The organism is Gordonia heveisoli (assembly GCF_030315745.1).
Classification (GTDB): Bacteria; Actinomycetota; Actinomycetes; order Mycobacteriales; family Mycobacteriaceae; genus Gordonia.
The window spans coordinates 259,836-279,600 of sequence record NZ_JASXSH010000002.1 but is presented as its reverse complement, the minus strand read 5'-3'; the positions used below and the strand labels follow the sequence as shown (position 1 = coordinate 279,600).

General features: G+C 68.6%; 17 protein-coding genes. 9 read left to right on the top strand and 8 right to left on the bottom strand.

Annotation, left to right across the window (positions count from 1 at the left end; translation table 11 throughout):
- Positions 1-179: 179 nt before the first annotated feature.
- A complete protein-coding gene (locus tag QSJ18_RS02980; RefSeq protein WP_286324837.1) occupies positions 180-2,573 on the bottom strand; it encodes an acetyl-CoA acetyltransferase in 2,394 nt (797 codons plus the stop codon).
- A gap of 220 nt (positions 2,574-2,793) precedes the next feature.
- Here QSJ18_RS02980 and QSJ18_RS02975 point away from each other — a divergent pair, with 220 nt between their 5' ends.
- A complete protein-coding gene (locus QSJ18_RS02975; protein WP_462475969.1) occupies positions 2,794-4,047 on the top strand; it encodes an acyl-CoA dehydrogenase family protein in 1,254 nt (417 codons plus the stop codon).
- A gap of 73 nt (positions 4,048-4,120) precedes the next feature.
- Complete coding sequence (locus QSJ18_RS02970) at positions 4,121-5,455, top strand: WS/DGAT domain-containing protein (protein WP_286324721.1); 1,335 nt, start codon at positions 4,121-4,123, stop codon at positions 5,453-5,455.
- Here QSJ18_RS02970 and QSJ18_RS02965 read toward each other — a convergent pair.
- Positions 5,442-6,323: a hypothetical protein gene (locus tag QSJ18_RS02965; RefSeq protein WP_286324719.1), complete on the bottom strand. Its 882-nt coding sequence runs from the start codon at positions 6,321-6,323 to the stop codon at positions 5,442-5,444. The two genes, QSJ18_RS02970 and QSJ18_RS02965, sit on opposite strands and share 14 nt — an antisense overlap.
- 36 nt (positions 6,324-6,359) lie before the next feature.
- Positions 6,360-6,938 (bottom strand): HhH-GPD-type base excision DNA repair protein, encoded by a 579-nt coding sequence (locus tag QSJ18_RS02960; protein ID WP_286324718.1) that lies wholly within the window; start codon positions 6,936-6,938, stop codon positions 6,360-6,362.
- A 78-nt stretch (positions 6,939-7,016) separates the two neighbouring features.
- On the opposite strand from QSJ18_RS02960, the gene QSJ18_RS02955 reads away from it, so the two are divergent.
- Both QSJ18_RS02955 and QSJ18_RS02950 read left to right on the top strand, forming a co-directional pair.
- A complete protein-coding gene (locus QSJ18_RS02955) occupies positions 7,017-7,556 on the top strand; it encodes a hypothetical protein (protein WP_286324716.1) in 540 nt (179 codons plus the stop codon).
- Positions 7,557-7,676: 120 nt separating this feature from the next.
- On the top strand, positions 7,677-9,194 hold the full coding sequence (locus QSJ18_RS02950; protein WP_286324715.1) for a sugar porter family MFS transporter: 1,518 nt from the start codon (positions 7,677-7,679) through the stop codon (positions 9,192-9,194).
- 33 nt (positions 9,195-9,227) lie between these two features.
- On the opposite strand, the gene QSJ18_RS02945 is transcribed toward QSJ18_RS02950, so the two are convergent.
- The 3 genes from QSJ18_RS02945 to QSJ18_RS02935 all read right to left on the bottom strand — a co-directional run bounded on the left by QSJ18_RS02945 (position 9,228) and on the right by QSJ18_RS02935 (position 11,923).
- Positions 9,228-9,914, bottom strand: a complete 687-nt coding sequence (locus tag QSJ18_RS02945; protein WP_286324713.1) for a lysoplasmalogenase — start codon at positions 9,912-9,914, stop codon at positions 9,228-9,230.
- On the bottom strand, positions 9,911-10,759 hold the full coding sequence (locus tag QSJ18_RS02940; protein ID WP_286324711.1) for a hypothetical protein: 849 nt from the start codon (positions 10,757-10,759) through the stop codon (positions 9,911-9,913). Before QSJ18_RS02940 ends, QSJ18_RS02945 begins: the two co-directional genes overlap by 4 nt.
- Before the next feature lie 324 nt (positions 10,760-11,083).
- Positions 11,084-11,923: an Rv1157c family protein gene (locus QSJ18_RS02935; protein ID WP_462475968.1), complete on the bottom strand. Its 840-nt coding sequence runs from the start codon at positions 11,921-11,923 to the stop codon at positions 11,084-11,086.
- Between the two features lie 306 nt (positions 11,924-12,229).
- On the opposite strand from QSJ18_RS02935, the gene QSJ18_RS02930 reads away from it, so the two are divergent.
- Genes QSJ18_RS02930 through QSJ18_RS02920 form a run of 3 tightly spaced genes read left to right on the top strand, consistent with a single transcriptional unit; the run spans position 12,230 to position 15,950 of the window.
- Positions 12,230-13,297 carry a thiamine ABC transporter substrate-binding protein gene (locus QSJ18_RS02930; RefSeq protein ID WP_462475967.1) on the top strand — a complete coding sequence of 356 codons (1,068 nt, stop codon included), beginning with the start codon at positions 12,230-12,232 and terminating at the stop codon, positions 13,295-13,297.
- A gap of 11 nt (positions 13,298-13,308) precedes the next feature.
- Entirely contained in the window at positions 13,309-14,931 is a 1,623-nt protein-coding gene (locus QSJ18_RS02925) for an ABC transporter permease (RefSeq protein WP_286324832.1), read from the top strand.
- Positions 14,931-15,950: an ABC transporter ATP-binding protein gene (locus QSJ18_RS02920; protein WP_286324710.1), complete on the top strand. Its 1,020-nt coding sequence runs from the start codon at positions 14,931-14,933 to the stop codon at positions 15,948-15,950. The genes QSJ18_RS02925 and QSJ18_RS02920 overlap by 1 nt, the downstream gene beginning before the upstream one ends.
- 10 nt (positions 15,951-15,960) lie before the next feature.
- Here QSJ18_RS02920 and QSJ18_RS02915 read toward each other — a convergent pair whose 3' ends face one another.
- A complete protein-coding gene (locus tag QSJ18_RS02915) occupies positions 15,961-16,584 on the bottom strand; it encodes a TetR/AcrR family transcriptional regulator (protein ID WP_286324709.1) in 624 nt (207 codons plus the stop codon).
- A gap of 83 nt (positions 16,585-16,667) precedes the next feature.
- Between QSJ18_RS02915 and QSJ18_RS02910 the strand changes: the two genes are divergently transcribed.
- The gene (locus QSJ18_RS02910) at positions 16,668-17,294 is read left to right on the top strand and encodes a lysophospholipid acyltransferase family protein (protein ID WP_286324708.1); all 627 of its coding nucleotides are present in this window, start codon (positions 16,668-16,670) and stop codon (positions 17,292-17,294) included.
- A 52-nt stretch (positions 17,295-17,346) separates the two neighbouring features.
- Here QSJ18_RS02910 and QSJ18_RS02905 read toward each other — a convergent pair whose 3' ends face one another.
- Complete coding sequence (locus tag QSJ18_RS02905) at positions 17,347-17,523, bottom strand: hypothetical protein (protein WP_286324706.1); 177 nt, start codon at positions 17,521-17,523, stop codon at positions 17,347-17,349.
- Positions 17,524-17,683: 160 nt separating this feature from the next.
- On the opposite strand from QSJ18_RS02905, the gene typA reads away from it, so the two are divergent.
- Positions 17,684-19,594 carry a translational GTPase TypA gene (gene typA, locus QSJ18_RS02900; protein ID WP_286324705.1) on the top strand — a complete coding sequence of 637 codons (1,911 nt, stop codon included), beginning with the start codon at positions 17,684-17,686 and terminating at the stop codon, positions 19,592-19,594.
- Positions 19,595-19,765: the final 171 nt, after the last annotated feature.

Sequence of the window (19,765 nt, the reverse complement as noted above, 5' to 3'; positions counted from 1 at the left end):
TGGATCCGCCGGTTGGCGGATGCCCCACAAGTGTTGCCCACCGACGGCGCCGGCGGGCGGTGAAATCCCCGATCACGTCACCGATGTCGGTTCGGCACCCCTGCCGAAGGCAGTTGTGATAAGTCCTGCCGAAGGCAGTTGTGATAAGCCTGCCGAAGGCCGTTCGGCCCCCGTCGGACTCAGTGTCCGGTCCACTCCGGCGGTCGCTTCGTCACGAATGCGGTGATCCCCTCGAGGGTGTCGCGCGCGCCGATCAGGGTGTCGAGTACGGCGGTGCTGGCATGGATCGCGTCGAGTTCGTCGGCGATCGCATCGGTGTGTTCCATGGTCTCCAGCGACGCACGCACCGAGACCGGTGAACCGGCCAGGATCTCGGCGGCGACCGCGCGGGCGAGGTCGAGAACCGTGCCGCGCGGCGCGATCCGGCTGACCAGACCGGCCGCGGCGGCCTCGGTCGCCGACAGTCGGCGACCGGTCAGGATCATGTCGCGGGCCAGCGCCTGCGGTACCGAACGCGGCAGCCGGACCAGGCCACCGGCCGCCGCCGCGAGACCGACCCGTACTTCGGGCAGACCGAAACTGGCCTGCTCATCGGCGACGACGAGATGACAGGCCAGGGCGATTTCGCAACCGCCGCCGAGCGCGAAGCCGTTGACCGCGGCGATCACCGGCTTCGGTTTGCTCGGCCGGGCGGTGAGACCGGCGAATCCGTTCTTGGGCACCGAGAATGCGGCACCCCCCGCGGTCGCGGCGAGATCGTTGCCCGCCGAGAATGCCTTGTCGCCCTTGCCGGTCAGGATCGCCACCCACAGTTGCGGGTCGGCGAAGTAGGCGTCGAAGACCTCGTCGAGTTCGGCGTTGGCCGCCGGATGCAGTGCATTGCGGGCCTCGGGACGGTTGATCGTCACCTCGAGCAGGTGGCCGTCGCGTCGGATCTCGATGTGCTCGTAGGAATCCCGGAAACCGAGGAAGCGGGGATGCCGACGCTCCGCGGTCGCGCGGTCGGCGGACACCCGGTTGCCGCCGGGTGTCGACCGCACGAAGATCTCCGCGCCGATCGGCTCGCCGGACGCCAGCAAATCGATCATCTCGGTGTCATCGGACTCGACGGTCCCGACGAAACGTCGGGTGCGTTCGCCGGTACCCGGATCGAGCAGCCGACCGATGACGGTTCCGTTGCGGCGGCCGCTCTTGGTCGAGGTGAGGGTGTAGGTCTCGATCACCGCGGTGCCGTCGGCGTCGTCGATGCGGGCGATCGACGGGCGGGCGTCGAGGCGTTCCTGGATCTCGGCGCTGTGGTCGGCCCGCCAGTGGGTCGGTGTCGTGGAATAGACGCCGACCGCATGTTTGGACAGCACACCACCGTTCGCGACGACCACGCCGTACTCGCCGGGGGTGCGGCGCACTCGGGTGACGATCTCGGCGATGGCGTGCGTCGAATAGTTGTTGCCCGGTCCGCCGAAGAACGGCAGCCCGCCGGTCGCGGTCAGTCCGCGCGGATCGTCGGGACGCAGGCCGAAGGCGTCGCAGATGTTGAACACCGCGATCGGGAAGCAGCTGTAGAGGTCGAGATGGGTGACGTCGTCGAGACCGATGCCGGCCACCGCGAGCGCATGTTCGAGGGCTGCCGGTGCGGCCGGGGCGACGGACAGATCCGGACGTTGCATCATCGGCTGTTCGACGAGCGAGGCGTGTCCGTGCAGGAAGACCCAGCGGTGCGGGTCGATGCCCGCCTCCTGCGCGGCGCGCACACTCATCACGACGACCGCGGCGGACTGGTTCACCTGATCGCGGGCGACCAGCATCCGGGTGTACGGGTCGGCCACCACGCGATTGGACTCCGACACCGCGATCAGTTCGTCGGCGGTGCGCTCGGTCGGGGCGGCGGCATACGGATTGGCGGCGGCCACCCGGGTGAACGGCGCGAACAGCTCACCCATCGAGCGGGCGTAGGTGGCGCGGTCGGCACCGAGTCGGTGGCGTCGGGCATTTTCCAGCAGCGCGTACTGGGGCAGCACCGCGCTCAGGCCGTGCCGGACCTCGCCGACGCTCACGATGCCCTTGAGTCCGAAACCGCGGTCCTCGAGATCTCCGTCGACGGTCTCGGTGAAATCGGGACGGTCGTCGGCGGGACGCGACTGGAGGTTGCGCACGGTAGAGATCACCTCGACGCCGAAGATGACCGCGGCGTCGCTCGTCCCGTCGGCGATCCGACCGCCGAGTTCGGTGAGCAGTGTCTGCGGTGTCTGGCCGCCGGTGGGGGCCTGGATCGCGCGACGCGGGTTCATGCCGGTGCGCTTGGCAACCGACCGGGGCATGTTGTTCGACCGGCCCAGCGGCGCGGCCGACATCGGTGTGGAGATCTCGAAGGACCGCACCGCGGCGACGGTGTCGATGACGGCCGCGAGTGCGGCGGCGTCCGCGCCGGAGTCGGTCAGCGCCACGGTGACCGCACGCGCGGCCAGATCGGCTTCGCCCAGAGCCGCATAGTCGGCGTCCTGGAGTCGTTCGGAGGCCTGTCCGACCCCGACGATCACGGGGGTATTCGGGTCGAGCTGGTCGATAGTCGCCATGGTGGCAGCCTCCTGCGCTTCACGTTGCGTCGCCTCACAATGACACTGCTCGATGGCAATGTCGGTGCCCATACATCTACCGTGCCGCGTTGTGGGGCGCGTCACTGCCCCCGACTTCATGCCGATCGCGTTCCGATCACCGCGGGCGCAACCGTGGCCGATCGGGATCGGGTTGCCCACACTTGCCGCCTGAGACAACCACCTGGAGAAAGGACCCCTGGTGACCGCGACCGTCCCATCGACCACAGCGAGTGAGCAGCAGCATTCGGGCGAGCAGACCCAGCCCGGCGGTGAGCGCCCGGCAGCCGGCTACACCGACGACCAACTCGACGAGATCTTCGCGCCGATCTTCGCCCGTATCGCCGACGGGGCGGTTCGGCGCGAGGATGATCGTGCGTTGGCCTATGACGAGGTCGGCTGGCTGCGGGAAGCCAAGTTCGGCGCACTGCGTGTGCCGGTCTCGCATGGTGGTTACGGCGCATCCGTCCGGCAGCTGTTTCGGCTGCTCATCGACCTGGCTGCGGCGGAATCCAATCTGCCGCAGGCACTTCGGGTGCACTGGTCTTTTGTGGAAGATCAGTTGCTCGCTGAACCGGGCGCCGAGCGTGATGCGTGGCTGGACGCGTTGTCGGCGGGCAAGTTGGTCGGCAACGCCATCACCGAACCCGGCGTGGGTGCGATCGGCCGGTATCAGACCGCGCTGGTCGACGGGAAGCTCAACGGCACCAAGTACTACAGCACGGGCAGCCTGTACTCCGACTACATTCTGGTCGCCGCCGACCGGGACGGCGAGCGGGTGTCCATTCTCGTCGACGCAGATGCCGCCGGTGTCACCCAGCACGACGACTGGGACGGCTTCGGGCAGCGCCTGACCGCCAGTGGCACCACCGAATTCGCGGACGTCGAGGTCGCGGAGGATCGGGTGCTCGGACCGGGTTACGGTGCCGACGGCCGTACCTACGGCACCTCCTATCTCCAGCTCGTGCAACTCGCCGTGCTCGCGGGCATCGCCCAGCGCGCCACCGAGGACGTCTCCGGCTGGGTGCGTGACCGCACCCGAACCTTCACTCACTCGCCTGCCGACCTGCCCCGCCGCGATCCGCTGGTGCAGCAGGTGATCGGCCGTGCGAGCGGAGCGGTCTACGCCGCGCGCACGCTGGTCCTCGACATCGCCGATCAACTCGACCGGCTGCTGGCGGCGGGCGGCACCGACGAGAAACTGCTGGATCGGGTCGAATTCGACGTTGCCCGCGCGCAGAGCGTCATCATCCCGCTGGTACTCGACGCGGTCACCGGGCTGTTCGAGGTCGGCGGCGCATCGATCACCTCCGAGCGACTGCGCTTCGACCGGCACTGGCGCAACGCGCGGGTCATCTCCGCGCACAATCCGCTCATCTACAAGCTGCAGGCGGTCGGCGACCATGTGCTCAACGACGCCGATCTGCCCTACGCGTGGAGTGCCGGAGCAAAGTAGGACGCGGCTGCACAAGGCGATTCGGCCGGGGGACCGGAGCGGGTCCCCCGGCCGAATCGTTACGGTGGGGCATATGCAGCGGATGGCTCACGCGGACGCGGTGTCGTATTGGATGTCGGCGTCGATTCCCAACGATCAGTTCCTGCTCTACTGCTTCGCCGATCCGGGAATGGACCTGGACGGGTGTGCCATCCAGCTATGGGCGCGGGCGCGGGCCGTCCCGGATCTGAACCTGCGGATCGTCGACGTTCCCGGCGCGCTCGATCATCCCTATTGGGTGGACGCCCCCGCACGTGCGGAACAGGTTGTGGTGCACACCGGTTCACATACCTGGCAATCCTGCCTCGACGTGCTCGGTGCGACGATGCGCGAGCAACTGGCGCCGACCGAGGCGGCCTGGCGTCTGCATCTGTTCGGGCCGGTCGCCGACGCGCCGAGGGCGGGGCGGGACGCGGTGGTCGTCGTCCTGCAGATCGTGCACGCGCTCGGCGACGGCCGTCGGACCGCGCAGATCGCCCGCGAACTGTTCGACGCGCCGGCCGACGTGCCGGTACCCATCCGGCTGCGCAGTGATGTCCTCACCCGGGGGTTGGCCGCGGCCGGTGGCGTTGCACGGATGCCGTGGCAGATGGCGGCGGTGGCGACCGGAGGTGTCCGCTCCTATCGACTGGCCCGGCACGAGGAGGCGACGCGGCGAGCCGACCGCTCGTCGCCGGGCGGCTATGCGCTGTCGTCGGTCAACGTCGGTCCCGACGACGACCGGTCGCTGCGCGTGATCACCGTCGATCGTGCCGAACTGACCGGAGGAGGTGCGTCCAGCGTGACCACCGCCGCGCTCACCCTGCTGTCGGTGGCGTTGCCGCGACTGCTGGGTGACCCGCCGTCGGTGGGTGTGGAGCTGACCGTCGGCCGGGTTCCGGATGGGCTGGCGCGCAACAACTTCGGTAACGTGAGCGTCGACCTCGCGCTCGACGTCGACGACCTGGGCGACCGTGCCCGGCAGATCTCGCTGCGTATCGACGACGCACGCCGGCACGCCACCAGGGCGGCCGCGGCGGTGGCCCGACAGGCCGAGATGTCCGCGCCGGCCTTCCTGACCCGCTGGGGGACAACACGATTCGACACCAGCCGGAAGCCGGCCCAGGTCACCGGCAATACCGTTGTGTCGTCGGTGAACCGCGGCCCCGCCGACCTCAGGCTCGGCGCCGGGACAGTGGTCTTCAGCGCGGGCTTCCCCGCATTGTCGCCGGTACAGGGACTCACCCACGGGATCCATGGACTCGGCGACACCGTCGCCATCTCGGTGACCACCAGCCCGGCCGTCCTGGGGTCGGCCGAACTCGACCGCTACGTCGAGGACCTGCGGTCCGCGATCGCGGTCGTCGGCGCGTCGGTCAGTACGGGGTGATGTCGCGACCGGTGGCCGGCACGTCGACCGCGGTGCCCTTGCCGCGGGTCAGACGTTTGGGCAGCCGGTCGGCCAGTCCGCCCAGCGGTGCCACCGTGGCGTTCAGCAACTCGACGGTCGCCGACAACTCGTGCACCGTGTCCTGCATCGCGATCAGGCTCGGGGCGAGCTGACCGATCACCTCGGTCAGCTCGGTGATGCGGTCCAGGGGACCGTTGGGGGCGATCGCGCGCTCGACGGCGCCGTTGTCGCCGAGTAGCTGATCGAGCAGGCCGCCGTCGTCGGCGAGCCGGTCGAGCGTGCCACCCGGTGCGGTCAGTTTCTCCAGCAAGCCGTCGGGCGCGGTGAGTTTGTCGACGATCCCGTGTTCGGACGTCAGGCGTTCCAGGATGCCCTCGTTCTCGGTGAACTGATCGACCACACCACCCGGCCGGGTTAGCCGGTCGAGCGGACCGTTCTTCGCGGTGAGCCGGACCAGGATTCCGTCGTCCTCGGCGATCTGGTCGATCAGGCCGCCGGGCTCGGTCAGCTTCTCCAGCAGGCCGTCCTTGGCGGTCAGGCGGTCGATGACCCCATCCGGGTTGAGCAGTCGCTCCAACGGGCCGCCGGTGGCCAGGATACGGCCGAAGGGCCGATCCGGGCCGAGCAATTCGGCGAGCTGGCTGAGCAGCGCGATGGGGGTGCGGGCGCTGCCGAGTTCGTCGCCGGACAGCCCGAGCGCGGTGTTCACCTCATGCTGAACGCTGTTGGCGGTGATCCGCGCGATGGTCACCGCCGATTCGGCGGCGGTCAGCGCCACCCCGGCCACTGCGAACCCCAGCCGGAACGGCAATTCGACGACGGCGCGTGCGGCCGACTCGTTCTCCATGGGACCGACCCTACTGTTCGCCCGCAGCTGTGCCGCTCACTTCGCCTGCGCGTCGGCTTTGGCGGCCGCCTTCGCGGCCTTCTTGAAATCGCGCACCTTCTGCAGCGAATCCGGGTCGACGACGTCGGCGACCGAACGGAAGCCCGACTTCCCGTAGTCGCCGACGACCTTCGCCCAGCCGGTCGGCGTGACACCGAGCTGTTTGGCCACCAGGGCGGTGAAGATCTTCGCCTTCTGGTCACCGAAACCGGGTAGCGCGCGCACCCTGGCCAGCAGATCAGCGCCGGTGGGGGCCTCGGTCCAGATGCGGGCGGCGTCGCCGCCGTATTCGTCGGCGACCACGCGGGCGAGTGCCTGTACTCGACCGGCCATCGACCGTCCGTAGCGGTGGATCGCCGGCGGGGTGGCACACAGGTCGGCGAAGGCCTCGGGGTCGGCGTCGGCGATGGCGGCCGGGTCGAGACTGCCGAAACGCTCCCGGATCTTGGCCGGTCCGGCGAAGGCCCGTTCCATCGGGAACTGCTGGTCGAGGAGCATTCCGGTCAGCAGTGCGAACGAGTCGGTCGACAGCAGTTCGTCGGCGGCGGGATCCTGAGCAATCTGCAGCTTCACCATGGATCGATTCTGGCAGATCGACGTCCCGGGTGACCCAATCCGGCCTGCGCGCCGATCCGACCCTCCTACACTGTGTCCATGATCACCGGGGTGGAGCGGGTACGTGATGGGGTGGCGACGAACGGGTCGCGGCGGCGAGCGGTGCGACTCGGCCTGGTCGGCGCGGTCGGGGCGCTGTTCGCGGCGTTGCTGAGTGCACCTGTGGCGCAAGCGATCCCGGAGTACACCGAACCGAATCTGGTGACCACACTCAATTGCGGCAGTGCCAATCCGCTGGGGAATGGTCCGTTGCCCGTGCGGGTGGACGTCTACAACCAGATCGCCTTCCCCTCGGACGGGCTGCCCGGCCCGGCGATCTCGCTGATCGGCTACAGCCTCACCCGCCCGCAGGCGCTCGAGTACACCATCGAGGTACGGGTGAACTGGCGCAATCAGCGGACCGGACGCACCGGGTCGGTGACCGTGCCCAGCCGGGCGCAATCGGTGCGCTGGCAGGTCGACCTGCATCCGGGTAGCGGTCCGGTCGCCTTCACAATCCACCAGAAGGTCGGTCTGATGCTCTTCGTCCCGATGGTCAATCCGCAGTACTCGACGTGTCGTGGGCGCGCGGTCGCCTGAAGGATCACGCCGCGGTCACCGATAGCCCGAAAGGCCGTGGTGCCAGTGCACTGATGCGTAGCCTGAGGTTGTTGCGCCTCTTGTGGTGAGAGGGAACCGACAGCGGACAGCGAGGTCCTCATGTCTGAAACCCATCAGTCGGAGATCGCCCATCAGCACCGGGCGAAGGTGATCGGCGTGAGTGTGGCCGCCGCGGTCGGCGGCTTCCTCTTCGGGTTCGACAGTTCGGTGGTCAACGGGGCGGTCGACTCCATCCAGGACACCTTCGGTCTGGGTAGCCTCTTCACCGGTTTCGCGGTGGCGATCGCCCTGCTCGGCTGCGCGCTCGGTGCCTGGTTCGCCGGCCGGCTGGCCGATGTCTGGGGTCGCAAACGCGTGATGTTGCTCGGCTCGGTCCTGTTCGTCGTATCGGCGATCGGCACCTCGCTGGTGGTCACCGTCTGGGATCTGCTGCTGTGGCGCGTGCTCGGCGGTATCGGTATCGGTATCGCCTCGGTGATCGCGCCCGCCTACATCGCCGAGATCGCCCCGGCCCGCTTCCGCGGGGCCCTGGCGTCGATGCAGCAGCTGGCCATCACCCTGGGCATCTTCGCGGCCCTACTCTCGGACGCACTGCTCGCCGACAGCGCAGGCGCGGCCTCCGACGACCTGTGGTGGGGGTTGGAGGCCTGGCGGTGGATGTTTCTCGTCGGCGTGGTGCCCGCGGTGGTCTATGGCGTGATCGCACTGCTGATCCCGGAGTCACCGCGCTACCTGGTCGGTCGCAATCGCGACGAGGAGGCCGCGCGCATCCTGCAGGAGGTGACCGGCGAGGTCGCCCCGCTGGATCGTGTGCGCGAGATCAAGCTCACCGTCCGGCGCGAGTCCTCCGCGTCGATCCACGACATCCGGGGTCCCGTGTTCGGCTTGCACCCGCTGGTGTGGGTCGGCATCTGGCTGGCCGTCTTCCAGCAGTTCGTCGGCATCAACGCGATCTTCTACTATTCGACGACCCTGTGGCAGTCGGTCGGTTTCAGTGAGAGCGCGTCGTTCAAGACCTCGGTGATCACCGCCGTCATCAACGTGGTGATGACGTTCGTGGCCATCCTGTTCGTCGACCGCATCGGTCGTCGCAAACTGCTGCTGATCGGCTCGGTCGGCATGTTCATCGGCCTGCTGATGGCGTGTGTCGCCTTCACCCAATCGACCTATAAGCAATCGGGGAGCGTGGGCGACGTCCTCTGCGAGGCGGGTAACACCACCAAGGAATGTCTCACCCTCGACGACCCCTGGGGCGTCCTCGCACTCATCGGTGCCAATCTGTTCGTGGTCGCCTTCGCCGCCACCTGGGGGCCGGTCATGTGGGTGATGCTCGGGGAGATGTTCCCGAACTCGATTCGTGGTGTGGCACTGGGCGTCTGCACCGCGGTCAACTGGATTGCGAACTTTACCATCTCCATGCTGTTCCCGACTGCGTCCGAGCAACTCGGTCTGGGCTGGGTGTACGGCTTCTTCGCCGTCTGCGCGGCGTTGTCGTTCCTGTTCGTCCACCGACGCGTGCAGGAGACCAAGGGGCTCGAACTCGAAGAGATGGATGCGGTCGCGGCGTCTCGGCTGGAGGCCAACGAGGCGGTTCGAATCGCGAAGCTCGGTCAGTGACTCCGAGCCGGTTGGCGGCGGACCCGGATCGGCTCAGCGGCCGTCGTCCGCCGCTCGGCCCACGCCGTCGAGCAGCAGGGCCTGCGCCGCGAAATAGGACGCCAGCACCCAGATCTCGGCCGCCTGACGTACGCGCGGATGACGGAGTAGATGCCGCCTGTTGATGATCGTCAGATCGGAGGCGAGGAACAGTAGGCCACCGATGCGGACCTGGGGCTGGGGGGTCGGGGTGGTGGACGCGAGCGCCGACATCAGCACTAGGGTCTGACCGTAGGCGCCGAGAACCGGCAGCAACCGGGGACGATGCAGCGCAAGGACTGCGGCAGACTCGGCGAGTAGTAGCCCGCGTGGTGCGAGGGTCCGCGGTTCCGGGCGCGCCCCACGGCGCCACATGGTGGCCGCATAGCAGAGCTGGGCGCCGGCGAAGAGCGTCGCACCCAGGCGGAGATTCTGATCCTTGGCCTGGGGTTCGGTCTCGAACTCCTCGTTCAGCATGAACCGGTCACCGGTGGCGGAGAAGCCGATCACGCCGGCGAGTAGGACGTTGTCGACCGGCGGACGTTCCCGGCCGCCGGCCGCGACATGTGCGGCGAGCAGCGCGATCGGAATCGGTTTGGTGATCGCAGCCGATCGTCGGGACCCCAGGGCGCCGCACGCCGTCGCGGCGGCCGCGCTCACCGCGTAGGCGATGATCCGGGGCCGCAGGCGGCGTCGCGTCATGCGTTGATCACACCCACCGCGGGCAGGAAGAAGCAGCTGCGGTTGCCGTTCTGCGCGGTGCCGAACACCGCCGACAGCACGGTGCCCTGACCGGTCTTGACCGGGGCCAGCCGAACGCCCGACAGCAGTGGCAGCACGCTGGTGATCCGCGGATCGCTGACCGGTTTGAGGTCGGCGAGACCGCCCTGGAAGGTGGTGGTGTTGAACCAGGCGACCTGCATGGTGCCACCCGATCCGCCGCCCGTGGTCGCGGGTACGAAGGCGTAGGCCGTCTCACCCTTGTCGACCAGATTCAGGGTGTCGGGGATCTTGACGCCCGGGATGAGGGTGAGGATCGGCGCGAGCTGGGCCAGCGGGTCCTGCTTGAGCGGCCACGGGCCGGGTACCGCGCCGGCACCCGCGGTCACCAGTCCGAGCGGGTTGTCGGCGGTCGGGGTGGCACAGAACGGCGACACCGAGGGGGAGAGCGTCTGGATTCCGAGGGCGCGCAACAACGCGGTCGGATCGGTCGCGGCCACCGGCCGGGCCGGAACCTGCGCGCCGGCCTGCAGTGAACCGAGCTGACCGATGAGGTCGGTGATGTTCAGCTGACCGGTCGCCCCGATGATCGCCTGCGCGGCCTGCAAGGCCATCTGGTCGACGCCGGCCGCCTTGAGCATCCGCACGGCGGCGGCGAGCTCGGAGTCGAGCGGATTGGACGGCAGGGTGATCGCATCGACCGGGGTGGCCGCCGGTGTCGCGGTGGCGACACCCGTGCCTGCGACGACGGTCCCGCCGATCGCGGTTCCCAGCACGGTCGCCGCGGCGATTGCGGTCCCGACCAGTCCGGCGCGCAAGCTCGGCATGACTGACTCCTTAGTCTTTCGGATCTCGTTGTCGTGCGGGTCTCGCCACCGGCAGAACACGCTGTGAAGAATGTGGCGCATGTGGCAGAAGTTGTTTGAGTTAACAGAAAAGCATGGGGCGTCGTCGACCCACAAGTGATGAGTCCGAGCTGTGACCCCGATGCGATCGCAGGGATACCCCGCAGATGAGCCCGGACGGTTGGATCAGCACGGACGGTTGGATCAGCACGGACGGTTCGGTGTCAGGGACAAAAGGCGACGCCCCGACCGGATGGTCGGGGCGCCGCCTGTCGAGAATGCCGCTGGTCGCGATTCTCCTGGGGCTCAGATGTAGGCGAGACCGATGGTCGGGACGATGCCGCAGGACATCACGCGGCCCTTGGTCTTGGTGGTCACCTCGCCGTAGATGGTCGAGATGACGCGGCCCTTACCGGTCTTGGCGATACCGGTGAAGGTGCCCGGCCCTTCCTTGACGTTGATCTTCGGGTTGCGCTTGAGCAGGGTCTGCCCGGTGCGGCCGTTGTCGATGTTGATCCAGGTGACGGTCAGCTGATGTCCGGGACGGTCCACGGCCGGGCCGGTGCCCAGGCTGGTGTACACGTAGCCGGCCTCGCCGCGCTTGGGACCGGGGGCGGGCGCCTTCTGCGGTCCGGCGGTCACCAGGGCGCGGCCCAGCGAGTTGCCGTCCGGCTTGCAGTTGAATCCGATGGTCGGATAGAGGAACTCCTGGATCTTCGGGGCGTTCGGGCCCTTCGGGATCTCCGGGTCACCGGGCTTGCGTTCGGCGACCTCGGTGCGGCTGACCATCTCGCGGCGGCCGGGCTCGCTGAGGAAGCTGACGACCGACTTCCAGATCGCGCTGACCTCGGGCGGTAGGCCCGGGGTCGCGGCGAGGGTGCTCGCCTGCTTGAGCAGGGTGGCGTTGACCTTGCCGTCGGGGCCGGGGGTGATGACCGAGCCGATGATCGCCGGTGCGAAGGCGCCGAGGGAATCGAGAACCTGCTGGTCGACGCGCGGTGCGGCGGGCGCCGGTGCGGCCTGCGCGGCGGTGGGCATGGCCAGCGCGACTGCAGCGCCGAGCGCGATGGTCGCGGTGCCGATCCGGGTGATCCGTCGTCCGCGGCCCGAGCGTGAGCGTGCGTTGAGCGGCCCTGTGAAACCCACTGATGCTGTCCTATCGGTCGGGGTGCCGGGGCTGGCTTCGGTCGGACAGCCCGGCGCCGGGACGGTGTCGAAGCCCGCTCGACGGTGGCGTCGAGGGGTCATGTCGACGGTCATTCTATGCATCACGTCACCATGGCTGTCCAGACGGACCGCACTGTTGTTGCAGTGATTATTGAGGTTATTGATGCAATTGTTATCAAAGTGACTCGAGCTTTTCGGATGGTCGGTGCGCCGGTTCGCCTGGTTAGATCAGGTGTCGGTGGGAAACCCTCCCCACCCTGGTGACCCTCAGGAGAGCGGGGCAACGTGCGGAATCGTCGAACCGGCCACACGCGAGTACTGCCGTCTCGGCCACGCTGTCGGACCCTCGGTCTGATCGTCGTGCTGCTCGGCTCGGTGTCGCTGTTCGGCGCATGCGCCGACGACGCCCAGGCCGGAGCCGAGGTCACCCTGCTGACCCACGACTCCTTCGATCTCCCGCAGGCTGCCTTCGACGAGTTCCGCCGTGAGACGGGGATGACCCTCAAGATCGTGCGCGGCGGTGACGCCGGCCAGCTGGCATCGGTGGTGTCGCTGACGCCCGGCTCGCCGAAGGCCGACGCGGTGTTCGGGATCGACAACACCTTCGCCTCCCGGCCGATCGAGGCCGGGGCACTCGAACCGTATGCGGCGCCCGCCGCCGTCGACGGTGCGGGCCAGTACGCGATTCCCGAGGCGCGCGATCAGCTCACCGCGGTCGACCGAGGCGACGTCTGCCTCAACATCGACGAAAGCTGGTACGCCGAACGCAACATCACGCCGCCGGCCAACTTCCGCGATCTCGCCGATCCGAAGTTCGCGGCCCAGTCGGTCTTGATGGATCCGGGGACTTCCTCACCGGGCATGGCCTTCCTGCTGACCACCATCGGCGTCCTCGGTGAGGGTGGCTGGCAGTCGTACTGGCAAAAAGTGGTCGCCGGCGGTGCGGAGATCGTGCCCGGCTGGGAAGAGGCCTACAACGACCGGTTCACCGCGGGCACCAACCATGGCGACCGCCCGATCGTCCTGTCCTACGCGTCATCGCCGGCCGCCACCGCCGGAACGAAAGCGTTGCTGGACAACTGTTTCCGTCAGATCGAGTACATCGGCATCCTCAAGGGCACCCGCAATCCCGACGGTGCGCGCAAACTCGTCGACTTCATGCTGAGCCCGACGGTGCAGAAGGCCTTGCCGTCGTCGATGTTCGTCTACCCGGTGCAGCGCGACACCCCGCTGCCCGACGGCTGGCAGGAACGCGCACCGTTGCCGTCGTCGACGGTGAACATGCCGCCGCGTTTCATCGCGCAGAACTTCGAGAAGTGGCTCGATCAGTGGCGTACCGCCGTCGGGCGGTGACCGCGACAGCGATGCCGGGCTCGCCGATCATGCGGCGTGTCGGCGGGATCGCCTGGCGGGCGATCCCGGCAGTCTTCATCGCCGGCCTGTTCATCTGGCCGGTGGCAACCCTGGTGCGCCGTGCGTGGTCGGCGGCCGACACCGAATCCGGTGGGATCGGCTCGATCGTCGAACGTACCGACGCGATACACCTGCTGGGGGTCACCCTGGGGCAGGCAGCCGCCTCGACGGTGCTCGCGATCGTCGCGGCCATCCCGATCGTCTGGCTCTATACCCGCGTCCGCGGGCCGGCCGCAGTGGTGCTGACGGTGGTCGTCACGGTGCCCTTCGTGCTGCCGACGGTCGTCGTCGGCGTCGCCTTCCGGGCCGTCTTCGACGGCCCGTTGGCTTTCACCGGCATCGAGTCGGGACTGCCTGCCGTCCTGGTCGCCCACGTCTTCCTCAACGTCGCGGTGGTGGTGCGGGTGGTCGGTGCAGCCTGGCGGGCACTGGACCCGCGGGTCGTCGACGCAGCACGCACCCTGGGAGCGGGCCGGTTACGTGCCTTTGTCACCGTCGTCGCGCCCCGGTTGGCTCCGGCCGTGGCGGCCGCGGCGACACTGGTGTTCTTGTTCTGCGCCACCAGTTTCGGGGTCATCATCCTCCTCGGCGGTGGCACCCTGCGCACCCTGGAGACCGAGATCTACACCCAGGCGATCAGCTATTTCCGGCTGCCTGAGGCGGTCGTGCTGTCGATGGTGCAGATCGTGGTCGTGGTTGCGGCACTGGTTGTCTCGCGGGTGGTCAGCGGTTCGGCGGGCGCCGGATCGGCCGGGGTATTCGAACCGAGGCGTAGCCGAGGGGGGCCGGGGCAGTTGCTGGCGCTGGCCGCCGCGGGTGTGTGGACCGTGGCACTGCTTGTCGCGCCGATCCTGGGTCTGGTGTGGCGATCGGTGTTTCCGGACAGCGCCGGTGGTGCGACGCTCGACGGCTACCGTGCGCTGGCCGATCCGGTCAACGGGGTGACACCCCTGGCGACCCTGCGGTATTCGCTGGGCACGGCCGCTCTGGCGATGGTGATCGCGCTCGTCGTCGGCCTCCTCGGTGCGCTGGCGCTGCACCGGCCCCGAGGGGTGGTGGCCGGCATCGGCGGGATCATCGCGATGATCCCGCTCGGGATCAGTGCGGTGACACTCGGCTTCGGATACCTGCTGGTGCTCGCCGCTCTGCCCTATGAGGTGGCGGCGTCACCGCTGATCATCCCGTGTGTGCAGGCGCTGATCGCGATTCCGTTGGTCATTCGCATCATGATGCCCGCGCTGGAATCGATCCCGCCGCGACTACGCGCGGCCGCGGCCTCTCTCGGTGCCGGTCCGATCCGCGTGTTCGTCGACGTCGACCTGCCGATCATCGGCCGGTCTCTCGGTGCCGCAGGCGGTTTCGCCTTCGTGATGGCGCTCGGCGAGTTCGGTGCGACGAGTTTCCTGGCCCGGCCGGACACCACCACGCTGCCGGTGCTGATCGGATCCTCGCTCAATCGTCCGGGCGCGCACTACTTCGCGACGGCGATGGCGGCATCGGTGCTGATGGTCGCGGTGACGACGGCGGCGGTGATCGTGGTCGAGGTGTTCCGGCCGCGCAGTGGGGTGCTGTGATGCTCGACATCGATGGTGTGCGTCTCGATTACGGCGCGACGACGGTCATCGACGACCTGAGCTGGCAGGTCGGTACCGCCGGTGCGCCGGTCACCGCGTTGCTCGGTCCGTCGGGCTGCGGCAAGTCGACGCTGATCCGTGCAGTGGCCGGACTCGAGCCGGTCGCCGCGGGTCACATCCGGTTCGACGGCGACGATCTCGCCCAGGTGCCGGTGCACCGACGCGACTTCGGGGTGGTGTTCCAGGACGGCCAGCTCTTCGGTGGACGGACCGTCGCGGCGAATGTCGGCTACGGACTGCGCATGCGCCGCTGGCCACGCCGCCGCATCGCCGACCGGGTCGCGGAGATGCTCCAGCTCGTCGAACTGCCCGACCTCGCTGACCGGCGCGTCGGGGAGTTGTCTGGCGGTCAGGCCCAACGGGTGGCGTTGGCGCGGGCGCTGGCGCCGAGTCCGCGGCTGCTCCTGCTCGACGAACCGCTGGCCGCGCTCGATCGAGGCCTGCGGGAACAACTCGCCGTCGACATCGCAGGCATCGTCCGCGACGCGGCCACGCCGACCATCGTGGTGACCCACGATCACACCGAGGCGGCGCTGATGGCCGATCGTATCGCGGTGATGCGCGCTGGCCGGATCGTGCAGTCGGCGACGCCGGACGACTTGTGGCTGGCACCGGTCGACGCCGAGGTCGCACGCTTCCTGGGCTGTACCACGGTGCTCGACGCGACCGTGCGCGGGCGGGTCGCCGAGACCGCGTTCGGTCCGGTCCCGGTAGATCTGCCCGACGGCCCGCGGCGGCTGGGATTGCGTCCGGAATCGGTGTCGGCGGACCCGGTGGGACCCGACGCCGACGGCGGGACCGGCCTGGTGGTGCGCGTCGCGCCGCTACCCGGCGGCACCCGGGTCTGGGTCGATTGTGTGGCCGGTGAGGTGGAGGCGGTGGCCACCGCCCCGGTGTCGGTGGGAGATGGGGTCACCCTGGGCCTGCGGCCGGGCCGGGTCGCGGTCATCGGCGGGTGACGCCGCACGGTCACCGCAGCGCGTGATCCACCGCGTCGGCGATGAGTCGCCCTGGGGTGATCGCGCCCGCCGCACCCAGCGGTTCGAGGGTGCGGTTGGCGGTGAGTATCGCGATGCCGTGCAACGCGGTCCACAGTCCGGCGGTACGCGCCCACCTGTCGGGGTCGGGGAGCGCGGGGTCGGGTAGGCCCGCGATGACCATCTCGTGCAGGGCACCGACCAGGGGGACAGACAAGGCGCGGAGATCGGCCCCGGCGCCGTCGAGGATGTCGTGGCGGAACATCAGCTCGAACATCGCCCGCCGCGAGACGGCGACGTCGACGTAGACCTGTCCGGCGCGGCGCAGCCGGTGTGCCGGTTCGCCGGACCGGCCGGGATGGTTCCCGACGTCAGGGAGAGGTGCGGTGAGGATCGGGACGAGGAGTTGGGTGAGGTCCTCCAGCCCGCGACGCGCGATGGCCGCGAGCAGGGCTCGGTGCGTGGGGAAGTGGCGACGCGGGGCGCCATGGGACACGCCGGCCCGCCGGGTGATGGCCCGCAGTCCGACCGCGTCGGCGCCTCCTTCATCGAGCAGCGCCACCCCGGCGTCGACCAACCGGCAGCGGATGCTGTCGGGACTCGTCGATTCGACCATGTAGACAGTGTCTACCGGGCAGCCCTAGGCTGTCACGTAGACAGTGTCTACTTGTGTCGTCGAATGTTCGGGAGGGTGGGTCCATGTGGTACTGGCTGTTCAAATACGTGCTGGTCGGACCGCTGCTGTGGCTGCGCTACCGTCCGCGGGTCGTCGGTGCCGACCGCATCCCGTCCGCGGGGCCGGTGATCGTCGCGGCCAATCACCGCGCCTTCGTCGACTCCCTGCTCATCTGCTTCGCGATCTCGAGGCCGGTGTACTTCGTCGCGAAACAGGAGTACTTCGCAGGCGTGGGGTGGCCCGCTCGGCTGCGGCGGTGGTTCTTCACCGCGGCCGGTCAGATCCCCATCGATCGGCGCGGCGGGGACCATGCCGGGGCCGCGCTGGCGACTGCGACGGCCATCCTCGACGCCGGCGGCGTGTGGGCGATCCATCCGGAGGGGACCCGCACTCCCGGCGACAGGATCTATCGCGGCCGGACCGGGGTGATGCGGGTCGCACAAACCACCGGGGCGGCGGTGTATCCGGTGGGAATCCGGGGTACCGGAGGTCGGTGGGCACGCGCGTCGGTGGTGATCGGGGCGCCACTGGGGCCGGAGGTGACGGCCGACCTCGATGCCCGTGCGGCGACCGATCGGCTGATGGCCGACATTGCCGTGCTGGCCGCGGTCGGCGTCGTCGGGGAGTATGCCCAACGCGACCGGCGATGACGGCGAGTTTCGTTGAAAACGACTGTGCAGCAGAGATATCCGCACTACCCGATCAGGATTTGCGGGCCTTCTTGAGCGCCTTGCCAAGGTCCTTTTTGGACATATCGTCGACGTCGAGTTTGCGCATCCGATTGACCACGACGGGACAGCGCACACACCGCGTCGACGAGCGGCAGCACTTCTTCTTGGGCTTGAGTCGACCCACCTTGGCCGGATTAACCTTGCCCATGCCCGGAGGCTAGCACGGCGCGCAAATGGTGCTGTGATCGCGATCTCACCGCCGGAGGCGATACTCTGTCTGGTTGAGAATGTATCGGTGATCTGCGGCATCAGCCTTCGGTGGCGTCCGTTTCCGGCTGCCGATCCCACCATTACACGAAAGAGAGCCCGTGAGCGCTGCACTTAATTTCCGTAACGTCGCAATCGTTGCGCACGTCGACCACGGAAAGACGACCCTCGTCGATGCGATGCTCCGGCAGTCCGGCGTCTTCGGCGAACGCGCCGAGCTGGTCGACCGGGTTATGGACTCCGGCGACCTCGAACGCGAGAAGGGCATCACCATTCTCGCCAAGAACACCGCGGTCCACCGTCGTCAGCCCGACGGCACCGAGGTCATCATCAACGTCATCGACACCCCCGGTCACGCCGACTTCGGTGGCGAGGTCGAGCGCGGCCTGTCCATGGTCGACGGTGTGGTGCTGCTCGTCGACGCCTCCGAGGGTCCGCTGCCGCAGACCCGCTTCGTGCTGCGCAAGGCGCTCGCCGCGTCACTGCCGGTCATCGTGGTCGTGAACAAGACCGACCGCCCCGACGCCCGCATCCAGGAAGTCGTCGACGAGACCCAGGACCTCCTGCTCGACCTGGCCTCCGACCTCGACGAGGAAGCAGCCGCGGCCGCCGAACTCGTGCTGGACCTGCCGGTGCTCTACGCCTCCGGGCGTGCCGGCATCGCCAGCACCGAGCAGCCGGCCAACGGCGAGATCCCGTCCGGTGACAACCTCGACCCCTTCTTCGACGTCCTGCTCAAGCACGTCCCGGCTCCCAAGGGGGATTCGGAGGCGCCGCTGCAGGCCCACGTGACCAACCTCGACGCGTCGGCCTTCCTCGGCCGTCTCGCACTCGTCCGCATCCACAACGGCACGCTGCGCAAGGGACAGCAGGTGTCCTGGTGCCGTGAGGTCGACGGCGAGGCCGTCGTCGAGCGGGCGAAGATCACCGAACTGCTCGCCACCGTCGGCGTCGACCGCGCACCCGCCGAGTCCGCCTCGGCCGGCGACATCGTCGCCGTCGCGGGTATGCCCGAGATCATGATCGGCGACACCCTCGCCGACGTCGACAACCCGCAGCCGCTGCCGCGGATCACCGTCGACGAGCCAGCCATCTCGGTCACCATCGGCACCAACTCCTCGCCGCTGGCCGGTCGCGTCTCCGGACACAAGCTGACCGCGCGTATGGTCAAGACCCGGCTGGACTCCGAGCTCATCGGCAACGTCTCGCTGCGGGTCCTCGACATCGGCCGACCCGACGCCTGGGAGGTGCAGGGCCGCGGTGAGCTGGCGCTGGCCATCCTCGTCGAACAGATGCGCCGCGAGGGCTTCGAGCTGACCGTCGGCAAGCCGCAGGTGGTCACCCGCAAGGTCGACGGCAAGGTGCACGAACCCTTCGAACATCTCACCGTCGACGTCCCCGAGGAGTACCTCGGTGCGGTGACCCAGCTGCTCGCCGCGCGCAAGGGCCGCATGGAACAGATGAACAACCACGGCACCGGCTGGGTCCGGATGGAGTTCATCGTGCCCTCCCGTGGTCTCATCGGGTTCCGTACCGACTTCCTCACCGAGACGCGCGGTACCGGCATCGCCAACGCCGTCTTCGACGGCTACGACTCGTGGGCAGGCGAGATCCGGGCCCGCCACACCGGTTCGCTGGTGAGCGACCGGGCCGGCACCGTCACCCCGTTCGCGATGATCCAGCTCGCCGACCGCGGCACCTTCTTCGTCAACCCGGGTGAGGACAGCTACGAGGGTCACGTCGTGGGCATCAACCCGCGCCTGGAGGACCTCGACATCAACGTCACGCGCGAGAAGAAGCTGACCAATATGCGTCAGTCCTCGGCCGACGTGATGGAAACCTTGGCCAAGCCGATGCAGCTCGACCTCGAAGGTGCGATGGAATTCTGCGCCGCAGACGAATGTGTCGAGGTCACGCCCGAGGTGGTGCGAGTGCGTAAGGTGCATCTCGACAGCTCGACCCGCGCCCGCGAGCGTTCGCGTGCCAAGGCCCGCGACGCATCGGTGAGCTGATAGATCGGTGACCTGATCCACCACACACCGCCGCGGCCGGCACACCGGCGCCACCCCTGGGCGTCCGGTCCGGCCCGGCGGGGTGTGTGGTGGACGGGTCGTCCGTTGGCGATGGCAGTGTGTCGGGTGGAAGCAGGACCAAGGTGTTTGGGGGTACGTACGTGAGTCGGA

Excerpts from the sequence above, each read along its gene's own strand:
- QSJ18_RS02970 (WP_286324721.1), top strand. The coding sequence starts at position 4,121 with ATGCAGCGGATGGCTCACGCGGACGCGGTGTCGTATTGGATGTCGGCG.
- QSJ18_RS02950 (WP_286324715.1), top strand. The coding sequence starts at position 7,677 with ATGTCTGAAACCCATCAGTCGGAGATCGCCCATCAGCACCGGGCGAAG.
- QSJ18_RS02940 (WP_286324711.1), bottom strand. The coding sequence starts at position 10,759 with ATGCCGAGCTTGCGCGCCGGACTGGTCGGGACCGCAATCGCCGCGGCG.
- QSJ18_RS02965 (WP_286324719.1), bottom strand. The coding sequence starts at position 6,323 with ATGGAGAACGAGTCGGCCGCACGCGCCGTCGTCGAATTGCCGTTCCGG.
- QSJ18_RS02920 (WP_286324710.1), top strand. The coding sequence starts at position 14,931 with ATGCTCGACATCGATGGTGTGCGTCTCGATTACGGCGCGACGACGGTC.
- QSJ18_RS02905 (WP_286324706.1), bottom strand. The coding sequence starts at position 17,523 with ATGGGCAAGGTTAATCCGGCCAAGGTGGGTCGACTCAAGCCCAAGAAG.
- QSJ18_RS02925 (WP_286324832.1), top strand. The coding sequence starts at position 13,309 with ATGCCGGGCTCGCCGATCATGCGGCGTGTCGGCGGGATCGCCTGGCGG.
- QSJ18_RS02955 (WP_286324716.1), top strand. The coding sequence starts at position 7,017 with ATGATCACCGGGGTGGAGCGGGTACGTGATGGGGTGGCGACGAACGGG.
- QSJ18_RS02915 (WP_286324709.1), bottom strand. The coding sequence starts at position 16,584 with ATGGTCGAATCGACGAGTCCCGACAGCATCCGCTGCCGGTTGGTCGAC.
- QSJ18_RS02960 (WP_286324718.1), bottom strand. The coding sequence starts at position 6,938 with ATGGTGAAGCTGCAGATTGCTCAGGATCCCGCCGCCGACGAACTGCTG.
- QSJ18_RS02945 (WP_286324713.1), bottom strand. The coding sequence starts at position 9,914 with ATGACGCGACGCCGCCTGCGGCCCCGGATCATCGCCTACGCGGTGAGC.
- QSJ18_RS02980 (WP_286324837.1), bottom strand. The coding sequence starts at position 2,573 with ATGGCGACTATCGACCAGCTCGACCCGAATACCCCCGTGATCGTCGGG.
- QSJ18_RS02910 (WP_286324708.1), top strand. The coding sequence starts at position 16,668 with ATGTGGTACTGGCTGTTCAAATACGTGCTGGTCGGACCGCTGCTGTGG.